Genomic DNA, 16,884 nt, shown 5'->3' with positions numbered 1-16,884 from the left:
GGTCGAGGGGGCCAGGGCGCGGCGCGCGGGGGTGGCTCGGCCGCGGCCGGTGCGCCCGTCGGTTCAGGTGGTCGCGCGGGCGATCAGCGAAACCGGCAGCGAGATCCGGTCGGCGGTGTCCGCCAGCAGCGCCCGGACCAGGGCCTGGCCGTGCTCGTACTTGTCGATGCGGACCGTGCTGAGCGGCGGGTCGAGGTAGGCCGACATCTCCAGGTCGTCGAAGCCCACCACCGCGCAGTCCCGTGGCACCGCGCCGCCGCGCGCGAGGACCGCCTGCACCGCCCCGATGCCCATCAGGTCGTTGAACGCGAAGATCCCGTTGACCTCGGGCCACGCCGAAAGCAGCCGGCGGGCCGCTTCCGTCCCGCCCGGGATGGTCGGCGGGCCCTGGACGATCCGGCCCGAGACGTCGCCGAAGCCCCGCGCCGCGCACGCGGCGACGAAGGCCGCTCGCCGTTCGTCGACCGCGACGCCGACCGAGCTGTCCAGCATGCCGAGGCAGGCGTCCGGCCGCCGCGCCAGCAGTGCGACGGCCGCCGTCGTGCCGGTCGCGAAGTCGTTGCTCACCGAGGCCGCCACCTCCGCCGGCAGCGCGCGGTCGGCGACCACCAGCGGGACCGAGCGCGCGTAGCCGGCGAGGACGTCGTCGGGGAGGCCGTAGAAGAAGCCGGCGACCCCGCGCGCGGACCGGGCCAGCGCGTCCTCGACGGCGTCGCGTTCCCGGTCCGGGTCGGCGTCGGTGTTGTACAGCACGACACTGCACCCGGCCGCCTCCGCCGCGTCGTACACCCCGCGGGCCACGGCCGGGTAGAACGGGTTCGCGATGTCGGAGACGATCAGCGCGATGACGTCCGACCGCTGGGTGCGCATGCCCTTCGCCAGCGCGCTCGGCCGGTAGCCCAGCCGGGTCGCCGCCGCCAGTACGCGCTCGCGGGTGCCCGGCGCGATCTCCGGCAGGTCGCGCAGGGCCCGCGAAACCGTCTGCCGTCCCACGCCGGCTTCCCGGGCCACGTCCTCGATCGTCACGCGCTTGACGCGCGGCAGCCGACCGCGTTCGGGCACGCCGTCACCTCCCTCCGCGCCTGGGACGCCGAGCCTAGGGGTCACCGCCCGAGGGCGCGGCGCCAGTGCCGGGTGACGCTCCGGCGCAGCGCCTCGGTGTCGGTGCTCTCCGGGTCGAGCAGCCGCTGCAGCGCGATCCCGCGCAGCTGGCCGACGACGGCGGTCGCGACCTCGCCGGCATCGACGCCGGCGTCGATGCTGCCGTCCGCGATGCCGGCCTCGACGTCTTCGCGCAGGTCGGCGCGGAAGGCGGCGTCGCGCTCGCGGAAGATCGGGGCCAGCTCCGGCTGGGTGGCGGCTTCTGCCCACAGCAGCAGGAAAGCCTGGTTGAAGACGCCGATCCGGCCGAGCTCGCCGAGGTAGCCGTCGATCAGCCGCAGCAGGCGGTCGAGGCCGGGCGGCAGGTCGTCCAGGCCCGGGACGAACCCGGCCTGCGTGGCCCGCGCCAGCCGTTCGACCAGCGCCTGCTTCCCGCCGAAGTGGTGGGTGACGATGCCGCGGCTGTAGCCGGCGCGTTCCCCGACGCGGGCGAGCGTCAGCGAACGGACGCCCTGCTCGACGACGAGTTCGGCGGCGGCGGTCAGGAGGGCGGCTTCGGCCTGGTCGCGGCGTTCCCGCTGGGTGCGGCGTGCGGTGGGCATGAGCGGAAGCCTAGCAAACTAACTTGCGTGTCGAACAACAAGTATGTGTAGTGTGGCGCCAGGAGGTTCCGATGATCGAAATCGAAGACCGTGCACTCGACGCCCTGCTCGCCGACGACCCCGGCGGCCCGGTCGTCATGCTCAATCTGCTGCGCTTCCGCCCGGACGGCGGCCGCGAGAGCTACCAGCGCTACGCCGAAGCCCTTCGCCGCGGGCTCAACGCCCGCTACGGCCTGCGGGTGGAGTACCTCGGCCACGGCGGCCCGGCCCTCGTCGCGGACGACGGACAGGCCTGGGACATGGTGGCGCTGGTCCGCTACCCGGACCGGCGGGCCTTCGCGGCCATGGTCCGCGACCCCGACTACCAGGCGATCAGCCACCTGCGCACCGAAGCGCTGGTGGAATCGGTGCTGCAGCCGACCACGCCGGTGGCCCGCTGAGGCCCGCGGTGTTCGTCCACGGCAACCCCGAGACGGCGGCGGTCTGGGACCTGCTGCTGGCGGAACTCGCGCCGGTGCGGTCCGACCTGGTCCGCCTGTCCCCGCCCGGCTTCGGCGCGCCCCTGCCCGCCGGGTTCGCCGCCACCCCGGCCGGCTACCGGGACTGGCTGGCCGGCGAACTGGCGGCGTTCGGCGAGCCGGTGGACCTGGTGGGCCACGACTTCGGCGGCAGGCACGTCGTCGCCGTCGTGCTGAGCCACCCGCACCTGGTCCGCAGCTGGGTCAGTGACGCGCTCGGCAGCTTCGACCCCGGCTACGAGTGGCACGAACTCGCCCGCCGCTGGCAGACACCGGGCGTCGGCGAGGCCGACGTCGCGGCGCGGTTCGGCGCCGCGGCCGAAGAGCGCACGGCGGTGCTGGTGGAACGCGGCATGGGCCGGGCGGTCGCGGCCCGCGTCGCGGCGGGGCAGAACGAGGAGATGGGCCGCGCGGTGCTCAGCCTGTACCGGTCCGCCGCCGCGGGTGCGCCCGGCCTCGGGGTGCCGCTGGACCGGGCGGCGCTCCGGCCGGGGCTGGCCATCCTGGCCACGGCCGACCACGTGGCCGGCACCGAGGAGCAACGCCGCCGGACGGCCGCCCGCGCGGGCGCCCGGGTCGCCGTCCTCGAGGGCATGGGCCACTGGTGGATGACCCACGACCCGGCCGGCGCCGCCGCGGCGCTGACCGGGTTCTGGGCGACGATCGACTGAGGATCAGCGGGCGGTGCAATCCAGCCCGGTCAGCGGCTCGGCGGCGCCGGTCACGACGGCGCCCCACGTCGTCGTGGCTCCGGCGGCCAGCGTCCCGTTGTAGGTCTGGTTGGCCGCCCGCACCTGCCGGCCCGTCTGGGCCGGCACCGCGTTCCAGGAGCTGGTCAGCTGCTGGCTGCCCGCGAAGGTGAACGCCGTGGTCCAGCCCGTCAGCGCGGCCGAGCCGGTGTTCTTCACGGTGAACTCCAGCTGGTGCCCGCCGTTCCACGAGGACGTGACCGCGGAGGTCGCCGTGCACGACGACCCGGCCGGTGTGGTCGGCGTCGTGGGTGTGGTGGGCGTCGCCGGAGTCGTGGTGGGGGTGCTGGTCCCGGTCGTGTAGGCGATGGCGGTGTAGGCGGCGGCGCACCCCGAGAGGCAGGGGTCCGGCAAGGTGAAGCGGTAGACGCGGCCGTCGTTGACGAGCGCGTCGCTCGCGTCCCGGACCCGGATCGCGTAGGCGGTGCCGGCCGTGGCGGTCGGGCCGATGACGAAGGCCTGCCCGAGATCGCTGTCGGGTTGCGCCTGCTGCCAGGTGCCGTCCGCGCCGAGGAATTCCACGCCGTGGACGCCGTTGGGCAGGTGCGACACGGCGATGGCCGTCCAGTACCGCTGCGCGCCTTGGAGGAAGCCGAGTTTCAGGTCGCCGGTGTAGTCCGGGGCGGGCACGTAGGACCACGAGACGCGCCGGTTGTTCCAGTGCGCGGGGTTCATGTCCCCGACCGGCACGCCGTTCTTCACGAACCGGTTCAGCGACGCGGTCGACAGGTCGAGGTGCCCGGGGTCGTCGCGGCACCAGGCGTTCGCGTCGCCGCAGCTGTCGGCCACGACCATGGTCAGCCGGGCACCGGCGTAGCCGTCGGTCACCCAGGACCCGTTGCGGCAGAACGGCTGGCCGGGCGCGCCGTCGTTGACGCCGGTGCAGTACTCCCCGATGGTGACCTGCACGAACCGCCCGCAGTTGCGGCCGTTGTCCCACAGGCCGATCTTCGCGGCCTGCGAAGGCGGGAGGGGCCGGGGGTAGAAGCCGTAGTCACCGGGGGTGTTGTAGACGTTGAGGGCGACGAAGTCCGGCGCGTCGAGCATGTCCTGCGGCAGGCCGCAGCCGCCGTAGGGGGCGCCGAGGGCGTCGAAGCGGGTGGCGTTGCCCGTGCTCGGCTCGGCCGGTGCGGCGCCCGACTTCCAGGGCCACAGCACGGAAACACCGACGACGAGCGCGGCGACAACGGCGAGCACACCCGGGCGCGCGGCCGACCGGCGGGAGGCGGATCCCATGGACTCTCCTTCCGCCCTCTCCTGCCGCGGCAGGGAAAGCGACCCGGCAGCATTGTCTGGAAGCGCTCCCAGAGTCCCTCGCGCCCCCGCCGGTTGTCAATCGCCGCCCCCGCCCGTCACTTCCGCTGGGAAAGGGCCGGGGCGGGTGGGGTGGTCGCGGCCACGACGGTCAGGCGCTCGAGGCTGATCCGGCCCGTGGTCAGCCGCAGGCCGATCGCGGGGGACCAGCCGGCGGCGACGACCGGGCCGGCCGGGATCGTGCGCAGCAGCTGCCACCGGTCCTGGTGTTCCAGCCAGCTCGTCAGCCCGCCGCGGTGGTCCGACACGACGGCGAACCGGTCGCCCGGCGACCACGTGACCGCGGCGCAGCACCCGCCGGTCACGTCGTCGCCGTAGTCGCGCCCGCCCGCCCGCACGTCCGCGCCGGACGTGCCGAAGTGGTGGTTGTACCAGGCCAGGGCCAGGTCGTCCGGCCCCGCGGCGCGGCCGAGCAGAACGCTGTCCTCCGGGGCGCCGCCGGCGAAGGCGCGGGGTTCGAGGATGACCGCGAAGTCGCCGGCCGGGGCGGCCACCGGCGCCACGAGCACGGCGGCGGACTGCCGGCTCGCGGACACGACCAGTGCGCCGTCCGCCTGGCTCAGCTCGGGAACCGGCTCCCCGAACCGCGCGCCGATCCGGTAGGCGTCCGGCCGGGCGCCGGTGAAGTCGTCGTCCCAGACCGGCGTGCCGAAATCGGCGGGGTCGAAGACGACCTCCGCCCGCGCCACGTCCGCGGTGCTGCGCACCGGCGTGCCGTGGTCGAGCGTGGCGACCAGCAGCCGCACCGGGGCCTGGGTGCCCACCGGCGCGTCCGGGGGAGCCGTCACCCGCCACCGCAGCGGGACGGGCCGTCCCGGGACGAGCCGCAGGTCGCCGTCCGGGCCGAGCGGCCGGGCCGTCCAGCCGCGCGGCAGCGTGAGCGCGGGCCGGACGGTCATCGCCTGGGCAGCGCGGACCCAGCCGCCGATCTCGGCCGTCTGCCCGGGCCGCAGCCGTGCCGGGTCGTCCTGGAGCCGGGCTTCCAGGCGCTCGTCCTCGGCGCGCCACGCCTGCACCGCCGTGATGCCGACGGCACCACCGTCCACTCTGGACGGCAGGACGCGGAGCCCGTCGGTGCGGACCGCCGGTTGCACGACGACGCGGTTCGGCCTGCCCTTTTCCGGCGTGCCCGGTTCCCTCGCCTGGCCGGGAAGATCGGCCCACGACCCGTCGGCGGTGCGGTACTGCAGGGCGTAGGCGTCCGGCGTGCGGACCCCGCCACCGTCGTCGTAGAAGGAGATCCGGACGTCGGAGACGTCGGTGGCCGCGCCGAGGTCGACGGCCAGCCAGTCGCCGCGGTTCGGGCTGCCGTAGCTGGTCCAGCGCGTCGACGGGACGTCGAGGGCGAAGTCCTGGCCGTCGACGGCGTTCGCCGGGCTGTCCCCGGGCCAGGTGTAGGACGCCGACGCCGCCGGGTACCCCGTGCGGCCGGGGTTCGCCAGGTCGTCGACGACCCGGGCGGCGTCGGCCGCCCGGCCCGGCCGCACCGGCACGTCGACCGCGGTCAGCCCGGCCTGCCGGTGCACGAGCTTGCCGTCCAGCCAGACGCTCAGCCCGGCGCCCTGCCGGTAGACGTGCCCGTCACGGTCCCAGGCGACGGTGAGGTTGCGGCCGTGGTAGGGGACGTTCTCGACGGCGAAATGGTCCCATGTGGACGGAACGAGCGGGGCGAGCCGCACCTGGTCGCCCTGCTGGGGCCGGATGCCGAGCAGCCCGGACAGCACCAGGTCGTCGAACGTCGAGTGGTTGTAGTCCTCGCTGTGCCCGGGGGAGTCGTACAGCCAGCGGTCTTCGTCGGGGTGGTGTGCTTCGGCGACGTAGGGCACGCCGTTTTTGCGCTGGGTGAGGGCGTACCCGCGCAGCAGCGTGTAGTAGTCCTGCGCGGAGACGTACGGCTGCGGGGGATAGTCGGTGAGCAGGTTCGCCAGCGCGGTGAGGGTCTGGCTCGTCGCGTAGGGCCAGCTCGGGCCCGACCAGCGGCAGCACCCCCGCTCGGCGTCGTGCATGAACCAGGGACTCCGCCGTTCGACCGTGGTGGGCCCGAACGGGGCCGCGAAGCCCGCCGGATCGGTCAGCTGCGCCCACGCGGCGGCGGCGCCGGCCGGGGCCATGTGGAAGTACCAGGGCACGAACCCCATCTCCTCCCGGTCCGCGATCTTGGCCCGCGCCGGGTTGCCGTCCCGCATGACGTGCTTGTAGAACCGGTCGCCGCTGTCCCACAGGAGACGGTCCTGGTTCGCTTGCAGGGAGCGGGCATCGCGTTCGTACCGGTCGGCGAGCGCCCGGTCGCCGGGCGCGCCGCGCCGGCGCAGCAGGCTCGCGATGGCCAGCGCGTCGCCGTACTGGTAGGCGTTGAGCGTCGGGCGGAAGCCGGCGCCGCCGTGGTAGGGGTCCGGGCTCTGGTAGGAGCTGGCGGTGTACTCCATGGCGTCCCACACCGGAACCTGCCAGTAGAGGCCGAGCCCCGGGTCGAACTGCGGCGACCAGGCGGCCCACTGCCGCCGCAGGTCGGGGATCCGGTCGACGGCGAAGCTCCAGCGGCCGTCGACGGCGGCCCGCGCGAGCACGGCGTCGGCGGCCCAGAACGAGTATTCGTGGGCCCAGTCGGTGGTGTTCTCGTTGAGGCCGTCGGTCGCCGGCTTGGGGCCCGCGCCGCTGCCGCGCAGCCAGTAGTCGACGTAGTCGTCGAGGTAGCGGTGGTCCCGCAGCCACCGTCCCTCGTAGAGGTGGTGCCCGGCGGCGGCGTCGATCCCGCCACCGGGGGCGGAGTAGCCGACCGGGCCGAGGAACTCCGAGACGATCCAGCCGTCGTCCGGTCCGGTGTACTTCAGGGCCTCGCGGTAGGTGCGCCAGCGGTAGTAGTAGGTGTCTTCGATCGTCCGGTCCGGCAGGTCGACGAAGGGGATGTTGGCTTCGTACCAGGCGGGATCGGTCAGGCCGGCCAGCTTCGCCGCGTGGTCCAGCAGGTGCGTCCCGGGGCCGACGCCCGGGTACACCGGCGGCGGTCCGGCCGCGGCGGCCGCCGAGGGGATCGCCGTCGCCGCCAGGACGACGATGGCGGTGGTCAGGATCGTGCACAGACGTCGAAGCGAGCGCATGCCGACGCTCCTCGTGCTCCTCGGGGACCGGGCAGAGCGACGGTAGCCGGTGGGATACAACGTTGTAAATACCGCCTTACAACGTTGTATCCGGGGTTTCCACCCCGCCGCGCTCGAGACGCCGGCCCGGCCCGGGCGATCGACGGCGCCCCCGCCGCCACGTCGACCGCGAGACCGACGACGTGGCGGCGGAGGTCGCCCGCCTGATCGCGCTGGGCGCGCAGCCCTGCCTCACGCCGTCCTCCGGGGCACTTTCACGTGAAAGTGCCCCGCCGCGGTGGGCGGCTGGAGTGCCATCCGCTGCGCGCCCGCGGCGGTGTCCTGCGCTGCGTGGTCCCCGTGCCCGGCGACCCGGAGACGAGCTCGCTCGCACCCGGCCGTGACCGGCGGTGGGGCTCAGGCGCGCCAAGCCGGGTCGCGGCCGAGGAAGCCCATGAGCCTGTCCTGCGCCGAAGCGTCGTCCGCCACCGGCACCGCCGGGCCGAACTGGCCGCTCTCGCGCAGCATCCGCTCCATCGGCCGCATCGCCGTCAACGCTCCGGCGCAGCGCTCCTCGCCGAGGTCGGGCTCGCGGCCGAGCGCCTTGGCGAGATCCCACGAGTGCAGCCAGACGTCGCCGGTGTAGAACTGGTCGATCGCCTCCGCCACCGGCCGGTCGCCGGTGTGCGGGTTGCTGAGCACCCGCCCGGCCGGGTCGTCGAGAACGGCCTGGATGTCGGCGACGTGCTGCTTCCACGCTCCGGCCGGGTCGGCGTCGACGGCCAGGGCCGGCAGTTCGATCCCCGCGCCGCGGAGGAAGCCGCGCGGCCACTCCACCAGGTGCCGGACGACGTCGAGCGCCGTCCACCCCGCGACCGGCGCCGGCCGCGCCCAGTCGCCGGCCGGAGCCGACTCCACGAGTTCGGTGAAGCGGGCGGCGTCGGCCGCGTGCTGCCGGGACGGGGTCATCGGGCGAGCAGTTCGTCGAGCTTGGCGTACCCCTCGTTGACGCCCACTTCCATGCCGCCGGCCAGCATGCCGTCCCGGGTCGCGAAGTCCGGCACGACGCTGAACACCCGCAGCCGGGTGCGGCCACCCTCGATCTCCTCCAGGGTCAGGGTTTCCAGTGCGACGTTGTCGGGCTCGCCGTCGTAGGTGAACGTCGACACGATCCGCTCGTTCGGCCGCACTTCGTGGAAGCAGCCGTGGAACGCGGCGATCTCCTCGCCGCCGCGGTCGTTGGCGAACGCCCATTCGCCGCCGGTGCGCGCGTCCCACCGCGTGATCCGCGTGGTCACCGAGTGCGGCCCGACCCACTGCGCGTACAGCTCGGGGTCGACGTGCGCGCGGAACACCTGCTCGGGCGCGGCGTCGAAGTCCCGGACGAGCCGGATGGCCGGCACCTCGTCGTCGGCCAGGATCTGGGTCTCGTGCTTCGCCATGGTCATGACGCGTCCTTCCGGGGTTGGGCTTTGTCGCCGGTCATGCGGCCCAGCAGGGCGTCGAGGCGCCGGTAGCGCTCCTCGGCCTGCTTGCGGTACCGCTCGATCCACTTGGTCATCAGGTCGAACACCTCGGCGTCCAGGTGGACCGGACGGCGCTGGGCGTCCTTGCTGCGCGTCACCAGCCCGGCCTCCTCCAGCACCTTCACGTGCTTGGAGACGGCCTGGAGGCTCATGTCGTACGGCTCGGCCAGTTCGCCCACCGTCGCGTCCGCGCCGGCCAGCCGCGCCACGAGATCGCGCCGCGTCGGGTCGGCCAGTGCCGCGAACACCCGGTTGAGCCGCTCGCTGTCTTCGTCCACCGTTGTTCCTCAACTCTTCGGTTGAATACGACGGTAGAGCGCCTCGCGGGCGTTGTCAACCTGGCGGTTGAGAAAGGGGGTGGGGCTCCGTGCGGAGCCCCACCCCCGGGTGATCAGAAGTGGTCGGCCGTGCTGATCCGGCTGCGGACCAGCGCGCCGGACGCGGTCAGCCGTCCGGTGCCGTAGTCGCTGCCCGCGCAGGTGCCCGGGAGCAGCGCGGCGCTGCTTTCGTCGGCGTCGGAGTACGTCCAGTTCGCGTAGCTGATCTGCAGCTGGTCGAGCAGGTCCAGCCAGGCCGTGGTGCTCGACTGGTCGAGGGTGCCGCCACCGGTGGCGGTCACCGTGCCGAACTCCGTGACGAACAGCGGCAGCTTCGCCGCCGCCCGGCTCACCGTCGAGCGGTAGTTGTCCTTGTGGCTGGCGGCGTAGAAGTGGAAGGTGTACATGATGTTGGCGGCGTTGACGGGGTTGTTGACGACCTCGGTTTCGTTCGAGCCGTCGGAGACGCCGAGGGACGACCAGCCGCGGGTCCCGACGATCACGACCGCGTCCGGGTCGGCGGCGCGGATCACCGGGATGACCTGCTCGGCGTAGCTCTTGATGGCGCCCCAGCTCACGCCGTTGGGTTCGTTGGCGATCTCGTAGATCACGTTCTTCCTGGCCGCGTTGCGCGCGGCCACCGCGGCGAAGAACGTCTTGGCGCGGTCGAGGTTGTAGTTCGGGTCGCCGGGGGTGAGGGTGTGGAAGTCGATGATCGCGTACATGCCGCGTTCCTCGGCCTCGCCGACGAGGCTGTTGACCCGGTCGGTGAACCAGGCCGGGTTGGTCTCGTACCCCTTTTCCTGCACGTACATCGCGATGCGGAGCAGGTCGGCGTGCCAGTCGTTCGCGAGCGCGTCGAGGGAGGCGTCGTTGTAGCAGGAGTTGAACCACTGGAGGCCGTGCGTGCTCATGCCGCGCAGCTGGATCGCCCGGTTCGCCTCGTTGCACAGGTGGGTGCCGCAGACGTGCAGCTGTCCGTTCGCGGCCAGCGGCGTGCCGCCGGGGGACGGCGTGGTGGTCGTGGTCGGTGTGCTCGTCGTGCTCGTCGTGCTCGTCGTGACCGGGGTCGTGGTGGTGGTCGTCGACCCGGTGCAGGTGACGCCGTTCAGGGTGAAGGACGCCGGTATCGGGTTGCCGCCGGTGGTGGTGCCGGTGAAGCCGAGATCGGTGGCGGCACCCGTGCCGAGGGTCCGGTTCCAGTCGGTGTTGGCGGCGGTCACGGCCGTGCCGGACTGCGACCAGGTGGCGTTCCACCCCTGGGCGACCTTCTGGCCGGCGTCGGGGAAGGTGAACTTCAGCGACCAGCCGGTGACGGCGTCGCCGAGGTTGGTGACCTTGACCCCGGCCTGGAACCCGCCCTGCCACTGGTTGGTGACGGTGTAGTCGACCCGGCAGCCCTGTGCGGCGGCCGAGGCCTGCGGCATGGTGAGCACGGCCGTGCTGCCGAGAACCGTCGCGCCGGCGGCCGCCAGCGCAGCGATGGAGCGCTTCATTGAACTCCCTTTGATCCGTGTTCGAGTGTTTCGACGGGCTGGGAGCGCTCCCAGGATGAGAACATCCGCCACCGGGCGCCGTCAAGAGCCGCGGTCGCCCCCGCCGCCCGGGCGGCGACCACACCGGGTGCCGTCCGGGGGCTTCTCGATGGCGCGTAACTCCCGGCCAGGCCGGGTGCGCCAGCCGCTCGAGGGGGAGTGTTGTCCGTCCACTGTGGTCTGGAGTCGGACTGCTCTCGAACGGGCGGATTTCACCCTCGCCGGCCGGGGTGTGACGGCGAACTTCCCCCGAGGCCGAGCCAAAATCCTCCGGCCACGACCACGAGTTCGCACTGATGGCCGGCCGTCCCGAATCCGACGGCGCGCACCGGCTCCAGGGCACCCAGCCGCCGTCCGGTGGTCAGCCACAGGTAGCCGGCCACGGCGGCGAGCTCGGCCGGGACGACCTCGGCGAGCGCGGTTTCGCCGGACCGGTCGCCGAGGAGGCAGATGCCGGGGCCGGCGGGCGCCGCGGCGAGGGTGAGCCCGGGCCACCGGTCGAGGGTGGCGGTCAGGAGCGCGTGCGCCTCGGGGCGGGACGGCCGGGGCGGGGCGATCGCGATGTCGGCCAGCGCCGGCAGGCCGTGGGCGTCGGCCAGGCGGGTGCTGAAAGCCGTCGCCCGGTGGTAGCGCCAGCCGGTGAGCGGCGGCCGCGGAACGCGGGTGGCGATGATGGTGCTCATGCCGGCACCGGGAGCGGGACGGGCGAAACGGGGACGGTGCGGGCCGGTTCCGGCAGGTCGAGCAGCCGGTACATCGTGCGGCGCAGCAGCCGCCCGGCTTGCCCGGGCCGCGAGCTGAGCAGCCCGCGGACCAGCTCGGGAATCCCGTGGCTGTCCCGCGCTTCCCGCGCGGCCGCCAGCTGCGGCGCCAGCGGCTCGCCGGGCCGGCGGCGGGGCGCGTGCCGGGCCAGTACCGCGGCCGGGCTGCCGTCCAGAAGCGGCTGGTCCGGCGTGTCCTCGAGCAGGACCGCGGCCCCGGCGGCCGCCCCGTAGCCGGTGACCGACCCGTAGTCGCCGAGCACGTGGTCGGCGGCGGCCAGCGCCGCCCGCCAGCCTTCGTCCGGCGGCACCAGGACGAGCCCGGCGCGCAGGGCGTCGGCGAGCCAGGACCGCACCTGCCAGGCGCCGTGGTGGGCCCAGACGTTCGGGTGCAGCAGCCCGGTCACCCGGAAGCGGTCGCCGGGCAGTTCGGCGAGGACCTGGTCGAACAGGCCGGGGTGGCGGCCGAACGCCGAGCGCGGTGACCACGTCGAGCTGACCACGACGACCTCCTGGCCGTCGGTGGCGCCGAGCGCCCGCCGGTAGCGGTCGCGGTACGGAAGGCTGGCCGTGAGCCGGTCGAGGGCGATGTCGCCGGTGACGACCGCGGCGGGCAGCGCCTGCGGGCACTGCCGGGCGAGCAGCGCGCGCTCGCGGTCGTGGACCAGCGCGACCGCGTCGGCCCGGAGGCGGCCTTCCCGCAGCAGCTGGTCCGGGCCCAGCCCGGTGCCGTGCCGCCGCGGGCGCGGCACGGCGGTGTCCGGCGGCCGCCAGGGCCGGTACTGGCCGAGCCCGCCGCCGTGCGGCACCAGCAGGGTGGGCGCGGCGAGGTCGTCGAGCCCCCGGGTGCTGGCGGCGAGCACGAGGTCGAACTCGCCGCGCCGCGCCTGCGGCCAGGGCAGCACGATGCCGCCGTGCGCGTGCAGGAAGTCCCGGCCCGCCTGCCAGTTGTCACCCGCTTCGGGGTCGGCGAAGACGACCTGGACGCGGTGGTCGGCTTCGAGCAGCGGCAGCAGGTCGAACAGCCGGGTGCCGGCGACCGGGTGCGGAACCAGCACCAGAACGGATTTCGTGCCGCACCGCGTGGCGTAGTGCCGGTCGGCGCGGCCGACGGGACTGCGGACCCAGGTTGCCTCGGTCATCTGTTTCTCCCTCGCTGTCCGAAAACTGTCATCAGACTGCGCGGCGAGGTGGAAAACCGGGTTTGGCCTGCTGCTCCGCATCTTGACAATGGATCGACAAAGATCGTCATTTCGGGACACTTGCCGCTGTGACCTGGTAGTTCGTGGTGGCGAATGCGAAAATGCGGTGGGCGGAGAGGGGCGGCGTGCCGGTTCGCCGCGGGGAGGGGATCTGATGGAAATCGGGTTCGGAATTCTCGGGCAAACGGCTCTGCTGCTGCACGGGAATATGGACGTGAAGCCGGTGCGCGGCCGTCCGGGCCAGGTGCTCGCGGCCTTGCTGGCCCATCCCGGCCGGCTGCTCCCGGTGGACACCGTGGTGGCCTGGGTGTGGGCGGACCACGAGAACCCGCCGCAGGACGCACTGGGAACGCTGCACCAGGCCGGCGCCCGGTTGCGGCAGGCGTTCCAGGCCGACGGCGCCGACGCCGGCGTCACCATCGGCAAGGCGGGCTGCCGGCTGGACGTCGACCGGCGGCTGATCGACCACTACCGGTTCCGGGCGATGATGGCCCGCGCGCGGCAGTTCCGCGACCAGGGGCAGCACGACCGCGCACACGTGGAGGCCTTGGCCGCGGTGGGGCTGCGCCGCGACGAGCCGCTGGCGGGCCTGCGGACCGCGCCTGCCGACGAGTGGCGGCTGCGGTGGGCGCGCAACGAGTGGGTCCCGGCCAACGCTTTCGTGGTGTCGCAACAGCTTCTGCTGGGGCAGACGGAGCTGGCGGTGGCGCGCCTGGAGGATCTCGACGCCGCCCACCCGATGGAGCTGAGCCTGGCGAAGCTGCGGATCCGCGCCCTCTTCGCCGCCGGGCGAGCGCTGGAGGCGACCGAGTACTTCCGCCGTCTCCGCCGCGAGTACCAGGAAAGCGGGGATCTGCACGCGGCCGGCGAACTGCTCGCCGTCCACGACGAGCTGCTCAAGCCCGGTGCGGCGCCGTTCCCCGCGCCGGCGCGCCCCGCACCGGCGGCCGCGGAAGACCCGCCGGAGGGCGAACCGCGGCTGCCCGCGGTCTGGCACCTGCCCCCCGACGTCGACGGCGTGGTGGGCCGCGAAGCGGTGCTGGCCGAGCTCGACGCGTTCACCGTGGACTCGGCGGGCCTGCCGCGCGCGGACGTGGTCATGCTGACCGGCGGCCCCGGCGTGGGGAAGACGACGGTGGCGCTGCGGTGGGCCCACCGGGCGGCGAGCCGCTATCCGCACGGCGTCGCGCTGCTCGACCTGCGCGGCGACGGCCAGGTCGCGGGCGCCTCCGCGGCGGACGTCGTCGAGCTCCTGCTGGAGCTGCTCGACGTGCCGGTCGACCAGATCGTGTCGCCGGTGGTGCGGGCGGCACGGCTGACCCGGCTGCTGCGGCGCCGCCGCCTGCTCGTGGTGCTGGACAACGTCGCGCGCACCGACCAGGTCGAGCCGCTGCTGCGGGTGCTGGCGGAGTGCACGGTCGTGGTGGTGACGCGGCAGCGGCTGTCGGCGTTGCTGGCGGCGCGGCCGAGCCCGGTGGTGACGGTGGCGCCGCTGTCGGCGGACGCGGCCCGGGCGTTGCTGGAGCGGCGGATCGGGCCGCGGGCCCGGCAGGATCCGGCCGGGGTGGCCGCCCTGGTGCGGCTGTGCCAGGGCAACGCGCTGGCGTTGACGTTGGTGGCGGTCCGCGCCGCGGCCCGGACCGGGATGCGGCTGGTGACGCTGGCGGAAGCGTTGCGCGAGGCGGACATGCTGCTGGACGTCGGCACCGACGGCGACTGGCCGGGACGCAGCCTGCGCTCGGCGTTCACGCTGTCGTACCAGGGGTTGCGGCCCGCCGAGCAGCGGACGTTCGCGCTGCTGGGACTGCACCCCGGCGCCGAGGTGGCGTCGGACGCGATCGCCGCGGCGGACGGGCGGCCGCTGCCGCAGGTGCGGCAGTCCCTCGCCGTGCTGGTGGCCGCGCACCTGATCGAGCAGCCGGGTGACCTCGACCGCTACCGCGTGCACAACCTGCTGCAGCTGTACGCGCAGTCGCTGGCGCGGCAGCTGGCCGACTGCGCGCAGGCGCGCCGGCGGCTGCTCGAGTTCTACCTGCTGACCGCCTACGAAGCGCACCGCACGGTGTACCCGGGGCGCCACCGGCCGGAGCTGCCGCCCACCGGCGGCGACGTCACCGCGGCGCGGTTCGCCACGCCGGCGGCGGCCCGGCAGTGGGTGCTGCGCGAACGCACGACGCTCACCGCCGCGGTCGGCCTCGCGGCGGAGGCGGGGCTGCCGGGGATCGCCTTCACCCTGCCGTCGCTGACGGCGGACGTGTTCGACCGCCACGGTCACTTCGGAGACATCATCGCCGGGTTCACGGTCGCCGCGTCTTCGGCCGCCGCGGTGGGCAACGCCTACGCGGAGGCCTCGAGCCTCAACGACCTCGGGCAGGCCCTGCTGCTGATGGGCCAGGACGCCCAGGCCGAGCCGTACCTGCGGGCGGCGCTGCGGCTGGTCGACGCCCACGGCATCGGGATCGGCCGGGTGACGGTGATGCTGAACATGGCGCGCCGCCACCTGCATGCGGGCCGCGTCGACCAGGCCGTGACGATGTCGCGCGAAACTCTCGAGGCGGCACGGGCACTGGGGGAGCCCGAGCGGTGCGCGGCGGCCCTGCACCGGCACGCGGACGCGTTGCTGGAGCAGGGCGGCCACCAGCTCGACGCGCTGGCGCTGTACCGCGAGGCCCTGGCGCTGCGGGAGCAGATCGAGGACGGCCCCGGCCGCACGCTGACCCACCTCGCCCTGGCCGACCTGCTGACCCGGATGGGCCGCCACGCGGAGGCCGGCGACCAGTGCGCCCGCGCGGCGCGCCTGATGAACGAGAGCCAGCACCTGCCGACGGCGATGAAGCTGAACACGGTGCTGGCCCGGTTGCGCCACGCGGAAGGCGACGACCGCGCGGCCCTGCGGCACGCCCACCAGGCGGTGGAGCTCGCGGACCGGTCGGGGCACGCCACGGGCCGCGGAAGGGCGCTGGACACCCTCGCGAAAATCCTCCTCGACCGCGGCAACATCGACGACGCCCGCCTGCTGTGGCAACGAGCGGCGCGCCTGTTCCGCGACCGCGAGCGGCTCGGCCAGGCCCAGCGGATCGAGGCGGCACTGGCCGAACTGGACGCGGCGGTGGTGGTCCCGCAGGCCAGGGAGGGCGACCGCGACACGGTGGCGATGCCGTCACCGCGCCTGTCCGCGGCCGGTGAGCACCTCACGGGCGTCTCCGAATCGACTTCTCGACGCGGCTCCGCGTCATAGCTCTGCGGCAGCCGCTGCTGTTCGTTGATCGGTGTTCCCGGCCGAGCGGGACGGCCCCGAATGCCGCAGACCATGATCACCCTTCGTAGCTCAGCGCATCTCAGCGCGCCACGATCGTGGGAAACGTCAACCCGATAGTATGAAAACGTTTCGCATTGCCCACGGATTCTTCATTTCGGTGGGTGTGCGGTCGCTGGATCGGTAGATCCACCCCCGATTCGAGTGATAGAAGCGCTGCGATATTGTGCTCGGCACCTTACAAAAGACGGCTGCCGATACGGCGGCCACCTCACCCCCCGAGGTGTCGAGTTGAAGCGTCTTCGGTCGCATCCGCTGGTCTTGACCGGCATGATGGTCGTCCTCGTTGTGATGACCTGTTTTCCCCTGCACTGGCGTTATTACTGAGGAGGCAGGAGGCGCCCGGATCCCCCGCCGGGCGCCTCGGCCGCTCAGAAATCGGTGAAGTCGGATCCCGTGGACGGCGACCGCGGTGGTCGTCCACGTCCGCGGAGCTCCACGCCGGCTTCGAGCAGCATGCGTTTGGTGATGTCCCGCCCGAGGCCGAAGGCCTTCCCGGTTTCGATGATCGACTTGCCACTGTAATAGGTCTCGACCATTCCGGGCGGAGCGGGCGGCGCGATCGGCTGCGGGGCCCGGAAAGTGACGCCTTGCTCCTGCAGGACGGCGCGCAAGGTCCGGTAACTGCCGTCGAAATCTTCCAGCAGGGCGCTCAAGGTCGCCCCGGCGAGGTACCGCCGCTTCAATTCGGCGGCCTCCTCGGCGGGCACGTCGGCGGGCAGCCGGTGCGCCCGCCGGTTCGGCCTGTGTTCTTTCCCGGCCTCGTTCACGAGATCACCGCCGCCCCGACCAGCTGATCCGGTATCGCCGGAGCGTGCGGAGCCGTCGTTGCCGTCCCCGGCGATCTGAGGTGTTCCTCCAGGCAA

The 16,884-nt window shown here is 73.6% G+C and carries 14 protein-coding genes; 3 read left to right on the top strand and 11 right to left on the bottom strand.

Annotation, left to right across the window (positions count from 1 at the left end; all coding sequences use genetic code 11):
- Positions 1-63: 63 nt before the first annotated feature.
- On the bottom strand, positions 64-1,062 hold the full coding sequence (locus DV20_RS36385) for a LacI family DNA-binding transcriptional regulator (RefSeq protein ID WP_043787898.1): 999 nt from the start codon (positions 1,060-1,062) through the stop codon (positions 64-66).
- A 41-nt stretch (positions 1,063-1,103) separates the two neighbouring features.
- Complete coding sequence (locus DV20_RS36380) at positions 1,104-1,703, bottom strand: TetR/AcrR family transcriptional regulator (RefSeq protein ID WP_043787897.1); 600 nt, start codon at positions 1,701-1,703, stop codon at positions 1,104-1,106.
- Positions 1,704-1,774: 71 nt separating this feature from the next.
- On the opposite strand from DV20_RS36380, the gene DV20_RS36375 reads away from it, so the two are divergent.
- Together DV20_RS36375 and DV20_RS36370 are read left to right on the top strand one after the other, a co-directional pair.
- Positions 1,775-2,143 (top strand): DUF1330 domain-containing protein, encoded by a 369-nt coding sequence (locus DV20_RS36375; protein WP_043787895.1) that lies wholly within the window; start codon positions 1,775-1,777, stop codon positions 2,141-2,143.
- Between the two features lie 8 nt (positions 2,144-2,151).
- On the top strand, positions 2,152-2,892 hold the full coding sequence (locus tag DV20_RS36370; RefSeq protein ID WP_235191094.1) for an alpha/beta fold hydrolase: 741 nt from the start codon (positions 2,152-2,154) through the stop codon (positions 2,890-2,892).
- Positions 2,893-2,895: 3 nt separating this feature from the next.
- On the opposite strand, the gene DV20_RS36365 is transcribed toward DV20_RS36370, so the two are convergent.
- The 8 genes from DV20_RS36365 to DV20_RS36325 all read right to left on the bottom strand — a co-directional run bounded on the left by DV20_RS36365 (position 2,896) and on the right by DV20_RS36325 (position 12,642).
- On the bottom strand, positions 2,896-4,206 hold the full coding sequence (locus tag DV20_RS36365; RefSeq protein WP_043787894.1) for a cellulose binding domain-containing protein: 1,311 nt from the start codon (positions 4,204-4,206) through the stop codon (positions 2,896-2,898).
- A 116-nt stretch (positions 4,207-4,322) separates the two neighbouring features.
- Complete coding sequence (locus tag DV20_RS36360) at positions 4,323-7,382, bottom strand: MGH1-like glycoside hydrolase domain-containing protein (protein WP_051736277.1); 3,060 nt, start codon at positions 7,380-7,382, stop codon at positions 4,323-4,325.
- Between the two features lie 396 nt (positions 7,383-7,778).
- Complete coding sequence (locus tag DV20_RS36350; protein ID WP_043787892.1) at positions 7,779-8,330, bottom strand: maleylpyruvate isomerase family mycothiol-dependent enzyme; 552 nt, start codon at positions 8,328-8,330, stop codon at positions 7,779-7,781.
- The gene (locus DV20_RS36345) at positions 8,327-8,809 is read right to left on the bottom strand and encodes an SRPBCC family protein (protein ID WP_043787891.1); all 483 of its coding nucleotides are present in this window, start codon (positions 8,807-8,809) and stop codon (positions 8,327-8,329) included. Before DV20_RS36345 ends, DV20_RS36350 begins: the two co-directional genes overlap by 4 nt.
- Positions 8,806-9,165, bottom strand: a complete 360-nt coding sequence (locus DV20_RS36340) for an ArsR/SmtB family transcription factor (protein ID WP_043787890.1) — start codon at positions 9,163-9,165, stop codon at positions 8,806-8,808. The genes DV20_RS36345 and DV20_RS36340 overlap by 4 nt, the downstream gene beginning before the upstream one ends.
- Before the next feature lie 113 nt (positions 9,166-9,278).
- On the bottom strand, positions 9,279-10,700 hold the full coding sequence (locus tag DV20_RS36335) for a cellulase family glycosylhydrolase (RefSeq protein ID WP_043787889.1): 1,422 nt from the start codon (positions 10,698-10,700) through the stop codon (positions 9,279-9,281).
- 251 nt (positions 10,701-10,951) lie between these two features.
- Entirely contained in the window at positions 10,952-11,422 is a 471-nt protein-coding gene (locus DV20_RS36330; RefSeq protein WP_043787888.1) for a hypothetical protein, read from the bottom strand.
- Positions 11,419-12,642, bottom strand: a complete 1,224-nt coding sequence (locus DV20_RS36325) for a hypothetical protein (RefSeq protein WP_043787887.1) — start codon at positions 12,640-12,642, stop codon at positions 11,419-11,421. The genes DV20_RS36330 and DV20_RS36325 overlap by 4 nt, the downstream gene beginning before the upstream one ends.
- A 214-nt stretch (positions 12,643-12,856) precedes the next feature.
- Between DV20_RS36325 and DV20_RS36320 the strand changes: the two genes are divergently transcribed.
- Positions 12,857-15,940 carry an AfsR/SARP family transcriptional regulator gene (locus DV20_RS36320; RefSeq protein ID WP_160169775.1) on the top strand — a complete coding sequence of 1,028 codons (3,084 nt, stop codon included), beginning with the start codon at positions 12,857-12,859 and terminating at the stop codon, positions 15,938-15,940.
- Positions 15,941-16,389: 449 nt separating this feature from the next.
- On the opposite strand, the gene DV20_RS43310 is transcribed toward DV20_RS36320, so the two are convergent.
- Positions 16,390-16,788 carry a helix-turn-helix domain-containing protein gene (locus DV20_RS43310; RefSeq protein ID WP_051736275.1) on the bottom strand — a complete coding sequence of 133 codons (399 nt, stop codon included), beginning with the start codon at positions 16,786-16,788 and terminating at the stop codon, positions 16,390-16,392.
- Positions 16,789-16,884 lie beyond the last annotated feature (96 nt).

Origin of the sequence: Amycolatopsis rifamycinica, from assembly GCF_000695625.1 — a bacterium.
GTDB lineage: Bacteria > Actinomycetota > Actinomycetes > Mycobacteriales > Pseudonocardiaceae > Amycolatopsis > Amycolatopsis rifamycinica.
Note: the sequence above shows the minus strand (reverse complement) of the source record. Positions and strands in the feature narration are given on the sequence as shown.